This window comes from Paraperibacillus esterisolvens (assembly GCF_046237625.1).
Taxonomy (GTDB): Bacteria; Bacillota; Bacilli; order Bacillales; family DSM-1321; genus Paraperibacillus; species Paraperibacillus esterisolvens.
This window is the reverse complement of the sequence record NZ_CP143545.1, coordinates 555264-567509: the sequence shown is the minus strand read 5'-3', so window position 1 is coordinate 567509 and position 12246 is coordinate 555264. Positions and strand designations below refer to the sequence as shown.

Sequence of the window (12246 nt, the reverse complement as noted above, 5' to 3'; positions counted from 1 at the left end):
AACTTTTACGAAAACGTTTACGCAATTATGATAGCATGTTGAAAAAAGCCTATCAAATCATATGAGCCCTTTATAAGAGTTTAAAGACATTGCAGACTAGTGATTTTCAGTAAGTAACAACATATCCTCTATTTTAGCCAGTCACTTTAGACTATTCCTTTACTGCGCTGAATATCTTTCATTTATTCATTTGTCAGTGTTTCACCACTTCCTTCAACAGACCAAAATAAGTTACCAACTAGTTTCTCTTTCCTTATATAATAAAGAATAAAATCCATAAAAAGGTAAAAGGAGATATCATGAAAAAACTAGTACTGGCAGCTTCTCTGTCCCTGATGCTCTCAGGCTGCACAGACAATGCTTCAAAAGTTAAAGAAGACGATGTATTAGTTTCTTTGGACCGGTTTGACAATATCAGCTCATTAGATCGTTTTTATGCAGATGTTCAGGATGGGAAGAAAGGAAATATTAGAGTTGTAAGGTATACGCTTGAGGGAGATCCTATTTTCCACAATATTAATTTTGATGGAAAGAGAATTGAGCTTACCATAGATTCGCGGGAGGATCGTTATGGCGGGGGAGCTGTGGAAAAATTTAGCTGTAAAAAGGCTTTCCATACCGAGAGTTACACAAGAATGGAGTACTCCCTGGCAGGGTGCGATAGCGGACAAACGGAGCTGGAGCTCGTTACGATCAATTATGATATAAAAGCACAGGACCGCTTTGATTTCCATTTTAAGTATGGAAAAAAACTGGAGAACGAGATTGATACCAACCAAGAAAGTATAACAGCTTACATTCCACGGAATGACGTTAAGCGGACCGTCAGTGATTTCCATCTTTCAGAGGCCGAGCTTACTGTTATCTACAAAAATATGGTTCTCGCCAACTATCTGGATAGAAAAGGACTTACCGCCTCCTGCCGCCCCGCTCGGAAAAATTATAACCTGACTGTGTGGATCAATGATGCAAAGCTGGATTATCAATGGGCGGACTGCGACCGCAGCAAAGATGGCAGGGCAATGACGGCCCTTGCCAAAAAGATGATAACAATCATTAAAAACTCCTATGATTATCCCCGTTGAAAGAGCCGCTCCAATTCCAGAAAAGTTTTCGCCAGGCTTCTGCTGCCATCAACAAGCATAGCATTCAGCTTTTTGCCGGCAGCTTCCTTATAAACCATGGATGCAAACATTGCATCGCGGACCATCCAGTTTTCAAGGGCAGCTTCCGGATCAGCGGCTGAGGCAAGCACTGTGGGCACCCACTCACGCCTGCGGTATTGTTTCCTTTGGAATTCTTCATGGGGAACAATCCAGACGGCCCTGTGATGTTCCTCCAGCAGCGGCTTTACGAGGGATGGAAGCAATTGATTTCCTTCTACTACGATCGCTTCTTCCTCACCTTTTGCTAAATCTGCAGCTACAAAGGAAAAGTCTTCTATAAAAGACTGTATATATACTCGCAGCTGATCCGCTCTGCTCCTGGTGTAAAATGCTTCGTCTGCATCCATCCTGGAGACTTTGAACATCGCGGGCTGATGCTCTTCTGATATCAGCTGCAAATGTCTGTTGAAATGTTCATCACAGGAATAGAGCGGGAGATTATATTTCCGGCAGTACATCTCTGCAAGCGTGCTCTTTCCCGCACAGGCAGACCCGCCTATCCAGTATATGATTTTATGCTGCAGCATCCTTCATCCCTCCAAAAGTTTTCCTCCAAACAAAAGCCCGCGCATTGAAAACCTGCAGCGGGCACCTGTCATTTTGCTTCCTTCATACCATTATTCTGCTCTTCAGCCATTTAGTGATCACTACAATCGTGCCCTTTCCGGGGGCGGAGTCGATATAAAACTCATCCATAAGATTTTTAACCCCGCTCAGACCTGTCCCCAGACCGCCGGATGTGGAAAATCCGGGTTCCAGGGCCCTTTTTATGTTTTCAATACCGGGACCGTCATCGACAGCGGTTATTCTGATACCCCCGTACACTTCTTCACTCTGAAGTACTTCCACAATGATTTTTCCTGTACCCGCATATTGGGAAATATTCCGGCCCAGCTCCGAAATGGCGGTGATGATTTTGGCCTGGTCTATTACATCGCAGTGAAGCAGCCGTGCTGCTTCACGTCCCTTTTTCCTGGCTGATACGATATCCGGCTCTTCCCGTATTTGGATGACAAAAGTTTTATCCATTACCCTTATCCTTACATAGGAACGTAACCGTTTTTCCGCCAATACTCCTTTTTTTGACTCTCATGTTTACCCCCCATAACATTCAGCTTGTTCTTCATTTTTGTCAGACTCTTATCTCACACATATTTTATATTCCAAGGGAATCTGCCGGTTTTGTAAAAAAAGGCCAAAAAGAAGATCAACCGTCTTCCTTTTGGCCTATGTCTGATTCTTTTGCCCAGATCATTTCTGCCTGTATTTGGTTGGTGCCAGTATGAAGACTGCCGCGCTCTTATCCCGCTGAAAGTCCCATGCTACAAAGACATTTTCAAGTGCTGCTTGAAGGAAATCTTCCAAATTCTTTGAATGATTGTGGATCAGTCTTTTTTCAAGATTCCTCTTGGCCAGGATCAGTGTTTCCTGGAAATTGAGTGCAATCAGTTCCTTTTCAATGCTTACCAGAATTCCGTTACGCACAACGAGAAGCGTCCGTGGATTCAAGAGGTGTGAAGTAATGCTGACAGGCTTCTTTTCAGCTTCTTCACTGATGAGTATGATTTCTTGATGTACCTTATCCTGATTTTGATAAGATCCGCCTTCCCCGCCGGCTTTTCCCTCGATTCCAATGAACATTCCTGACTGAGATTCCAGGTTCCAGTCATAATAAAACTCCTCCACCTTAAAGCCAATAACCGTAGTGATATAATTTTTAATTTCTTCTGTCAGGGTTTCCATCAATACATCCCTTAATTTCTGGATATATGTAGGGTGGTTTTTCAGCATTAATCTATTTTCAATAGGAGTCAGAAAGTCCTTCAGATAAATCGTGATGTATGGCTTAGATATGGAAGCAAATACAACGCCTGGCCCCTTACCAAAATGTTCACGGAGCAGCCTTGCGATAAAACTGCTTAATGCCTTCTCTTTTTCTTTCACCTCAACCTGTATTTCCATAGACGCCTTCCTTTAAGGGCAAGATCACATGCCCTTTTTCCATATGTGAAAAACTATCCTTTGACAGTAGTGACAGGACGTGTATACCGTCCGATTTTTAATAATTGTTATATTCTACAATTCGCAACAGAAATCCTTCTCATTTTTCAATAATCTAGATAAAACAGCAATATACTTTATTTCCTAAAAACAGCTCTGCAATTTTAGGAAATACCTGACGTTTAAGGTCTTTGCCCAAGGGAAAAACCTACTATACAACGGCTGACTGACCGTGGTAGAATTCAAATATGGAAGGGAGAATCAATGCTTCCTTCTGAATAAGGGGTAATTCTCATGGATATTAAAGAACAGCAGACCAAGCTGGCCAATAATTTTGGGAAATTGCTTCGTGATAAGTTCGGTAAAGGTCCGCATTCCATTCACGCTGTAGTAGCAAGCCCGTTTGTCCTCATATATGTCCGCGGCTTCATTTCGCCAATGGAACAAATCCTGCTCGATCAGGACCAGGAAATCACCGTCAAAACAACCCGTGAATTTTTGATGAAAACGATAGATCCTGAAATCCGGGGGCAGATCAAAGGGATTACAGACATGGACATCCAGCATATTTATTATGACTGGAATCTTCAGAAGGAAACAGGTGTTTTTCTTGCTGTAAATGAGGTTTTTAATCAGCAGCAGCTGAAAGATGACTATAGGGGTAAAGAGCAGATACATGAGGAAATCAAACTCATCAGTGAACAGGCTGAAAAGACACCAAGCGCTATTTCTTCCTATTTGATCAGCCCAAGGGCGCTGATCATTACGAGGGCAGGGATACTTGTTCCTATTGAGAAGCAGCTGGTCTCACTTGGCTTCCATGAAACTCTCCGTGTGGCGAAGCGCCAGCTTGAAGGCGATATGCTCAGCAATAATATCCACTTTTCTGAGATTCTCGGTGCCGCCATTCTCGATACCTTTGTTGATTGGGATTTTGCCCTTGATAATAGTGTCATTATCTTGATGCTGAAACCAAATGAATAATATACGGTAGTATTGAGCTGGACAATCACTTGTGCCCGCCATAGGCCGGAAGAACATAAATTCTGTTCTTCCGGTCTTTTTTTTTGCCGCCGGCAGTCGGATTGAGCCTGCCAAATCCCTCTGCTTTGATGACATTACAGCATATTTTACTACTGAAAGGAACTTACTATGAATGATCAAGAAATATTTTTAAAGGAACTTCACCTGCTGATCCAAGAATATAAAGCCTGTGGCGAACCTCTTCTTAAAGAAGAAATATTGTTGGACATTCATGTGCTGCTCGATGCCATAACGGGCAGGGAGGCGGCTGAACCTATGAAAGAGCCTGTCCGTTAGCACTTGCTTTAACAAAACGTCCGCCGGGAAAGACCTGGCGGACGTTAAATTTATGATGGTTAAGTTTTGCACTTTAATCCCGGAATCCGCCATCTGAATGGATAATCTGGCCGGTGATCCATTTGGCGGCATCACTTGCAAGGAAAGCCACTAGACGTGCCGCATCTTCCGGAGTGCCGATTCTTCCCATTGGAAACTTAGGCAGGAGGAAATCCTGAAGCTCCTCATTCATCCAGCCTGAATCAGTCGGGCCGGGGTCGATGGCGTTTACCGTTATATGATGGTGTGCAAGCTCTGCCGCGAGTGATTTTGTAAAAGCGGAGACAGCCCCTTTAGTCGCTGCATAAGCCAGGTTGCCGGGTGCCGGGCTTTTATCCTGGCCGGAGACGAAATTGACGATCCTGCCGCTGTGTCCACCACCAAGCAGCTGCTTTGCGAACTCAGCAGAAAGCATGCAAGTTCCCTTGATGTTCACAGCGCAGTGGTCTTCCAGGATTCTCCCTGTCAGCTGCTGGAAGCCCGCTTCCACACAATGTGTGGCATTATTGATCAGAATCACAGGCTGACCCAGCTGTTTCTTGACCTCATCAAGGAGTTTTACAGGTGCATCATCATCCGCCAGATTCAATTCCATATTCCCGGCGCGAACCCCCAGCCTGCTGAGTTCAGCAGTGAACTCCTTTGGCCAGTGATCGATTACATCCTCATAGCCTGTCGCAGTGTCATAGCGTGATAAATGGGTAAAAAATATATCCACACCCTGCCGTGCCAGTTCCCGGCAGACCGCAGCCCCTATCCCGCGCGGTCGGCTTGCCCCGGTCACGATTGCTATTTTCTTTTCCAACAAAATCAGCTCCTTTTGATATGGAACCGCAGAACTATTGAACGGAGATGCTGAGTAAACAAAAAGGGCCATCCAAAAGCTGCTTCCGGCTCATTGATGCATACGCCGGCTCTTGCTTTTCGATCAGCCCCATGGAATCGTTTCATCCTGCGGCCTTTGCATGGTTAATTGGACATACCTCTCCCGTCTTCGGAATAAGGCAGCATCCAATTACTGAACCATTACAAAGTCTGCCACATAAATTATCTCGATTCCCCTCTCGTTTTCACATCTCCACTATCATTGTAGGCACTCCAGCCGGGAACCGCAATAGAAAACGCTTACTTATTTTTATGAAAGAATCGAAACCGCAAGATCTGTTTTCCCGTGCTCCATTTTATAATTAGATTTCTGCTGCCGGGATTTCAGGCTGCCGAAGCACTTCACCTTCAAGCAGGATCCGGCATCCCGAGTCATTCATTTCAACCTGTGTCAGGCTTGTATTATGAATGAATGGGGGCTCCCATATCCCCGCAACAGGCAGATTTCTAAAAATAGCATACAGACATTTGATGATGACCGCATGAGTGACAATCAGGATGCTTCCTGAAGGATGCTTTTCCTTAATCTTCTCAAGCATCTCCTCTGCCCTCTCCTTGGTTTCCGAAAAGGTTTCGCTTCCCGTACATCGAAAGAGATGGGGTGTATGCCAGTAAGCATGGAAATCCGAAGCGTAATTCTCTTCAATGGATCTGTGGGTCTCTCCTTCCCAATCTCCCAGTCTCATTTCCCTTAGCAGATCATCAAGATAGAGGGGGAGTTGTCTTTCGCCCCGGATCAGCTCTGCAGTGACACTCGCCCGGCCGCTCGTGCTTGAGTAGATGGCATCCAGCTTTACATCCTTCAGTTTTTCACCCAGCAGAAGCGCGGAGGCTTTCCCGTTCTCTGTCAGCGGGGAGTCAAGCCAGCCCTGCATTCTCTTTTCAGTATTCCATTCTGTTTCACCGTGCCTGACAATATAAAGATTCAGCATTCCTATCACCCTTTGTCCGAGACCTTCTTATATAGAGTGGCAGCTTCAGCCACTTATTACATGTTATGTTTTGGGTTTTAAAAAAATGGAAGCAGTCCCTCCCATTTTTTATACTTCCATAACAAGCCATTCACATACTTGAGTCATACCGAGATTTTCATACACACTTCCCGCTGCAGGATTATTATAGAACAGAAAAGGGAGTTTCCCCTCACTAAGCAGCATGTTGAATATACAGATGAGTACCTCAGTCCCATATCCTCTCCCCCGATATTCGGGGTGTGTATAAACACCGGTAACAATTGCGCTGTTGGGTCCTTCCTTGACTGCAGAAGCTGAAGCGGCCATTTTATGATTAACAGATAAATATACGGTTCGGCTTCCCGGCTTTTGAAGGCGTAAAGACTCCCGCTTGATATAGTCACTTTTAGATACCGAATGGAGGCCAAGGTCATACCACTCTCTCAGCAATTCATACTCCATACCCAGTTCTTCTTTTGTGTGGATGAACTTCACATCCAGGTGCCCATGCCTCCTCTTTGCTGTCACGCATTTAATTACCCCCAAATACGACACCACTTTTTTCTTTACCTCCACCAAAGGGATAAGCGCCTCCATGCATCGGCTTGGTCCGGATAATTTATAAACGCTCAGAACGTCTATAAGGTCCCTGTAGTTTCCTGCGTCACGGGTTTCTGGTGAATAATACGTTACATTCCCGTCCGCATTCAATATGAAAGAGACGAGTCTGCCGTTTTCATATTCCCCAAAGACTTTAATCCGGTCAACCTGATAATCATATGTAATTAAGTCATTCATGATAAAGTGATAGTTTTCTATGTTTGCGCCGAAAAGTTCTATTATATGCTGATGGTGTGTCCTCGTCAGCTGAATAACTTCGCCCAATGCATGCCCTGTCCTTTCATAAAAACAGCCCAAATCAAAAAAACAGCAAGAGCCGTCTGCCTGATTCGGGCTGTCTATTTTTTCTGCATCGTTTTCAAGTATTCTTGGAGCTGGTCGATGGTACCGTCCAGGCCCTGCTTGACCATTTCGCCAGCTGCTGCAAAGGCGGACATTTCTTCACGACTTGCTCCGACAGGGCCTCCGGTCATCGTCATCCGGGTTTTGCTGCCTTCTTCCGTAAGACTGATTGTGTTGCTGATCTCAAGCGGCCATGTATCGCTGAATGGCGCACGGATGGTATTTCCTTCCGGGTCGGAGAATGAACTGAGATACACCAGCCGCTGGGGCCGGTTGACATCCTTGTACACGAATTTCCCCCACATCTCATGTCCTTCCGGGGATTTCTGGCTGCCCAGGAATAATCCCTCCGGCTGAGCTTCCATTTTCACCACATTCAAGTTGAAGCCCTTTGGCCCCCACCACTTTTCAAAATGCTCTTTTTCCGTCCATGCTCTGAAAACAAGTTCCCGCGGAGCGTCCAGAATCCGTTCAACCTTCAATTCACTGTCTTTCTGTTCCAGTTTCATACAATTCATTCCTCCTCGCTTTATTGACTCAGGACGCGTGAGGCTATGATGATATTCCCCTGGTGAAAGCCCATGCTTCACATCGAAATTATACCATTTTATGGGATGCGGCTCATTATTTTTTTCATATAACAAGAGCCTGCAGATGCTGTTTATGCATTCTAGGAAATCTTTTTATCAGCTTCCTTCTGCTCCCTTTCCCAGAGAAAATCCCTCAAACAGCCTGCCCCCAAATGGGTGGAGAATTTCATCCACTATCCCAATGACTTGTTCCTTACTGCCGGTCCTGTAGTAACTGTCAAAAGCGTATGCAAATTGGCGGGCGAAATCTTCATCATGCTGTCTCATTGCCCGGATGGTCCATTTCGAAGTGCCGGTCCATTTCCGGTTTGTCCGCAATATGAATTCACTCGCAAGTCCGGAGAGTGTCCCGGCGATGAACAGTCCTTCCTCCCTGTCTGAGCAGCCGATAAAATCATCCAGGGCGTCTGTAATAAAATACCGCTTCATCTTAATGATCTCTGCTGGCCAGGCTTCAGGGCCGGCTGCCAGTAACTCCTGTGCTTCCTCCTTGATGGAATGAAGAATTCCTGTATCCTTCAGGATAATCCCTTCTGCTGTCATCCTTGGGAGTGAAGGTCTGGCTCTCTCGCAATCGCTTTTGAAAAATTGCTTATAAGATTCCAGGTTATGCACGAAGACCTCGATCGGCCAGCCGAATTCGATTAAGGATTCCCGGTATGGGCCAGGCAGGTTTTTGTCAAAAATGACAATATCCAAATCAGATGACACTGTCGCCTCCCCCCTGACCACACTTCCAGCAAGCAGGGCGCCCTGGCATTCGGGATAATGCTTAGAGATAAAGCTTTTTGCTGCTTCCATTGCTCCCAATCTATGATTCTTCATTTTTCCACCCCATACTATCCAGTTATGTTTTACATTGCCTTATATGGACAAAAGCCAGCATAGGTAAACCTCGTGCTGGCTTCATTCATTTATTTGACTGTCTGCATCAGTTCTTCAGCAGCGGTGGAAATGACACTGAAGGAGCCGTTCAATTCCTGGATGCTTGCAGAGTGCTCCTGTGTGAAACCAGCTATTTCCTGGATGGATTGATTGTTCTGTTCGATTGACTCTTTTACCTGTTCAAGGAATTGCATGATATGTACAGCCGATTTTTTGCTCTCTGCTGCCATTCTGCTGATTTCTTTTGCTACCACAGCAAAGCCTCTTCCGTATTCACCGGCCCTTGCTGCTTCATTCGAAGCATTCAAGCCGAGGATATTAGACTGGCTCGCCAGGTCAAGGACCGTTTTGATCACTTTGTACATATTTTCCACCGCTTCGGTGATATGTTCTGAGTCGGCTGAGATGTTCTGTATTCTATCGGTTATCACATTTGAGACACCAGTACCTGGTCGGTTGTCGCCGCCATCTGTTCAGCCGCAGCCGCAAGCTCTGAGGACATTTTCCTTAATGTATCAAGCTTCTCAGTTGACGTTGTAGTAATCAGCAGGCCCGCAATCTCATTGTTTTCACTGATTGGATTCCATACTGCGCTGAAAGGAACTAAAAACCGTTCAGGGCCGACCTCGGTGCGGATGGTTTCGCCGGTTTTCAACGCCTGCTGCATGAGCGGATTGGTCATATCGGCAACCAGCGTGCCAGCCGGGATATGTGCGGTATCAAAAGCCGCAGGCAGATGCAGTAAATACTGTTCCCTGTCTGTCACGACAATGCTTGTAGGCTCAGTGAAAGAGCGCTGGATGATTTCTGCGTTGGAAATGATCTCTTGGATTTTCTTTGACATATATTCTGCTCACCTGTCTCTCTAAGATAAAAGTTAGTTCATTCTGTTTACTTATTTTATCACCTTTAAAGTACAGGGAGACATTGAATGTAAATTTTTAGGATGGATAATGCCCTTCCTTTACTCTTTATCCAGCAAAAAAATCCTCCCTCAGGAGGCCATATATCTCAAGATCGACGATTCCCTTGCCGGACCATAGCGCAGCCTGGCGCAGTGTTCCCTCCATTATATATCCGTTTTTCAGCAGCACCTGTTTCGAGGCATGATTGCCGGGCATTACCTCGGCCTGGAGCCGGTTCACACCTCCCTCCTCGAATAAGAATCGGGTGACAAGGCCAAGTGCCTCACCGGCAATTCCTTTCCCCCAGTGCGCTTCGGCAAGGAAATAACCAATCACCGCCATGTTGACTTTCTGATTGAATTCCATGGCCTCAATAATTCCGGTCAGCCCTTTGTCTGTATATATTCCCCATTTGATTCTGGTTCTTTTCCCAAAATCCCGTCCAAAATGGCCGATCATCTTTTCCACTGAAGCTTTATTGTGCTTCGGGATAATGCCGCAGTATTCAAAAACCTTATCATTATCATAAATGGAAAAAACATCATCCAGGTCTACTGCTTCCACTTTTTTAAGAAGAAGTCTGTCCGATTTCAATACAGGAAAGCTGTTAAAGATGGCATCCATATTCATCTCGCCTATTCCACTCCTCTCTTTTGCTATTCCATATTTTTGGGTCTAACCGGTATGTATAAATCGACCCTGCACCTGCCCTCAGGATCTTCAAATGGATTGTTCATGGAATACTCCAGGCAGGGACGGTCGTCCGCTCTCAAGCAGAAGCCATACCGCCTTTTGAAGCCGCATACGGGTAACTAATGCCATAGGAGAAATTCCCCTAACCGCAGTAAAGATTCGTGAAAAATGGTATTTCGAGAAATTCGCCATTACGGCAAGGTCTTCCAGCCGAATCGGCTCCGAACAATGGTGCTTTATATAGGAAATGACCGCCTCGTTAACCCATGCAATCACCGCCGCCCCTTCCTGAATCTTCCATACTATTCATTATACAGACCCACGGAATGCTTTTGGAAGATAATCATGAAATGGGTGACTGTCCCCCATTTCTCGGTTATTTTAATTTCAAAATGATTATTAAAGTTTTATTAACTATCAATCATGTTCACAAAATTTTAATATATTCCTAACCTGATAAATGTAATCGTTTACAAAAATGAAATTGGAGGTCATTCAATGAGGATTAATTTTAGAAGTCTAACCACACAAGTCATATTGGGTATTATTCTCGGTATTTCAGTCGGTTTCCTGTTTCCCGATATTGGCTCTCAGCTGAAGGTTATAGCTGATATCTTTATCAAATTAGTAAAAATGGTGATTGCACCTATCATCTTCCTCACAATCGTCATAGGGATCGCCGGTATGGGTGATCTGAAGAAAGTCGGCAAAATTGGCGGAAAGGCATTGCTTTATTTTGAAATCGTTTCCACCATCGCGCTTGCCATCGGCATCATAGTCGCGAACGTAATCAAAGCAGGAAGCGGTGTGGATGCCAAGGCTGGAAAAGGGGATATAACTCAATACACCAAGGCCGCTGAGGAAACCTCACACGGATTCATCGATTTCTTCCTATCCATCATCCCCGACAGCTTCATGGGGGCGTTCACAGGCGGACAGCTCCTGCCAGTCCTGCTGCTTGCAGTCCTGTTCGGAATTTCCCTTGCCCATTTAGGCAAGACTGGAAAGCCGGTCATTGAATTTTTTGAAAGAATCGCCGATGTTTTCTTCGGCATTGTAAATATCATCATGAAAGTCTCCCCTCTTGCAGCTTTTGGAGCGATGGCTTATACCATTGGGGAATTCGGAATTGGATCCCTCTTATTCCTGGGCAAGCTGATGGCTTCCGTTTACATCACCATGGCGTTGTTCATCGTTTTCGTACTCGGTGCCATCGCCAAGTATTACGGCTTTAACATTTTCAAATTCATCAGGTACATTAAAGAGGAAATCCTGCTGGTAATCGGTACTTCCTCATCAGAAGCGGCCCTGCCAAAAATGATGCAAAAGCTGGAAAACTACGGCTGTTCAAAGCCGGTAGTAGGACTGGTGCTGCCAACCGGATATTCCTTTAATCTTGATGGAACCTCCATTTACCTGTCGATGGCAGCCCTTTTCATCGCACAGGCCTACGGCGTGGACTTGAGCTTGATGCAGCAGATTACGCTCCTCGGTGTTCTTATGCTGACCTCTAAAGGAGCGGCTGGCGTTACAGGCTCAGGCTTCGTCACACTTGCGGCCACACTGGCTGTATTCCCGTCCATCCCTGTAGAAGGAATGGCGCTGATCCTGGGTGTTGACCGTTTCATGTCAGAAGCCCGTGCCATCACTAACCTGATCGGCAATGGAGTCGCAACGGTTGTTGTATCTAAGTCAGAAAAAGAATTCAATCCTCTCAAGGAAAAAGCTGCCCTGAGCAAACAAAAGGCGACAGCATAATAGAAGAAGATGTCCCGGAAGAATGTGGGGCATCTTCTTTTTACTTGTGCAGGCAGCAGAGCTTCTTAGAAAACACAGCATTCAAGGG

Annotated in this window: 16 protein-coding genes; 4 read left to right on the top strand and 12 right to left on the bottom strand. The window is 45.4% G+C overall.

All coding sequences use genetic code 11. From position 1 onward, the window contains the following. Nucleotides 1–299 precede the first annotated feature (299 nt). Nucleotides 300–1085 (top strand): DUF4362 domain-containing protein, encoded by a 786-nt coding sequence (locus V1501_RS02970; RefSeq protein WP_409291374.1) that lies wholly within the window; start codon nt 300–302, stop codon nt 1083–1085. Here V1501_RS02970 and V1501_RS02965 read toward each other — a convergent pair. From V1501_RS02965 to V1501_RS02955, 3 genes are all read right to left on the bottom strand, one after another. After that, nucleotides 1073–1693, bottom strand: coding sequence for a hypothetical protein (locus tag V1501_RS02965; RefSeq protein WP_409291373.1), 621 nt, complete (start codon nt 1691–1693; stop codon nt 1073–1075). The genes V1501_RS02970 and V1501_RS02965 overlap by 13 nt on opposite strands. Nucleotides 1694–1775: 82 nt before the next feature. Then, complete coding sequence (locus V1501_RS02960) at nt 1776–2195, bottom strand: ATP-binding protein (RefSeq protein WP_409291372.1); 420 nt, start codon at nt 2193–2195, stop codon at nt 1776–1778. Nucleotides 2196–2417: 222 nt separating this feature from the next. After that, entirely contained in the window at nt 2418–3128 is a 711-nt protein-coding gene (locus V1501_RS02955; protein WP_409291371.1) for a Na-translocating system protein MpsC family protein, read from the bottom strand. A gap of 333 nt (nt 3129–3461) precedes the next feature. Between V1501_RS02955 and V1501_RS02950 the strand changes: the two genes are divergently transcribed. Next, entirely contained in the window at nt 3462–4151 is a 690-nt protein-coding gene (locus V1501_RS02950; protein WP_409291370.1) for a Na-translocating system protein MpsC family protein, read from the top strand. A gap of 168 nt (nt 4152–4319) precedes the next feature. Further along, nucleotides 4320–4487, top strand: coding sequence for a hypothetical protein (locus V1501_RS02945; RefSeq protein ID WP_409291369.1), 168 nt, complete (start codon nt 4320–4322; stop codon nt 4485–4487). A 73-nt stretch (nt 4488–4560) separates the two neighbouring features. Here the strand turns inward: V1501_RS02945 and V1501_RS02940 are convergent, their stop codons facing one another. From V1501_RS02940 to V1501_RS02900, 9 genes are all read right to left on the bottom strand, one after another. Then, nucleotides 4561–5340 (bottom strand): SDR family oxidoreductase, encoded by a 780-nt coding sequence (locus V1501_RS02940; protein ID WP_409293225.1) that lies wholly within the window; start codon nt 5338–5340, stop codon nt 4561–4563. Between the two features lie 373 nt (nt 5341–5713). Continuing rightward, complete coding sequence (locus tag V1501_RS02935; protein WP_409291368.1) at nt 5714–6343, bottom strand: histidine phosphatase family protein; 630 nt, start codon at nt 6341–6343, stop codon at nt 5714–5716. Nucleotides 6344–6451: 108 nt separating this feature from the next. Beyond that, complete coding sequence (locus tag V1501_RS02930) at nt 6452–7249, bottom strand: GNAT family N-acetyltransferase (RefSeq protein WP_409291367.1); 798 nt, start codon at nt 7247–7249, stop codon at nt 6452–6454. Nucleotides 7250–7323: 74 nt separating this feature from the next. Next, complete coding sequence (locus V1501_RS02925) at nt 7324–7836, bottom strand: SRPBCC family protein (protein ID WP_409291366.1); 513 nt, start codon at nt 7834–7836, stop codon at nt 7324–7326. Between the two features lie 177 nt (nt 7837–8013). Continuing rightward, a complete protein-coding gene (locus V1501_RS02920) occupies nt 8014–8742 on the bottom strand; it encodes a nucleotidyltransferase domain-containing protein (RefSeq protein ID WP_409291365.1) in 729 nt (242 codons plus the stop codon). 89 nt (nt 8743–8831) lie between these two features. Continuing rightward, nucleotides 8832–9233 (bottom strand): methyl-accepting chemotaxis protein, encoded by a 402-nt coding sequence (locus V1501_RS02915; protein WP_409291364.1) that lies wholly within the window; start codon nt 9231–9233, stop codon nt 8832–8834. Then, complete coding sequence (locus V1501_RS02910; protein ID WP_409291363.1) at nt 9230–9646, bottom strand: hypothetical protein; 417 nt, start codon at nt 9644–9646, stop codon at nt 9230–9232. Before V1501_RS02910 ends, V1501_RS02915 begins: the two co-directional genes overlap by 4 nt. 127 nt (nt 9647–9773) lie before the next feature. Beyond that, nucleotides 9774–10337, bottom strand: a complete 564-nt coding sequence (locus V1501_RS02905; RefSeq protein WP_409291362.1) for a GNAT family N-acetyltransferase — start codon at nt 10335–10337, stop codon at nt 9774–9776. A gap of 90 nt (nt 10338–10427) precedes the next feature. Next, on the bottom strand, nt 10428–10676 hold the full coding sequence (locus V1501_RS02900) for a helix-turn-helix domain-containing protein (protein WP_409291361.1): 249 nt from the start codon (nt 10674–10676) through the stop codon (nt 10428–10430). Between the two features lie 222 nt (nt 10677–10898). Here V1501_RS02900 and V1501_RS02895 point away from each other — a divergent pair, with 222 nt between their 5' ends. Further along, the gene (locus V1501_RS02895; protein WP_409291360.1) at nt 10899–12158 is read left to right on the top strand and encodes a dicarboxylate/amino acid:cation symporter; all 1260 of its coding nucleotides are present in this window, start codon (nt 10899–10901) and stop codon (nt 12156–12158) included. The last annotated feature ends 88 nt before the right edge of the window (nt 12159–12246 follow it).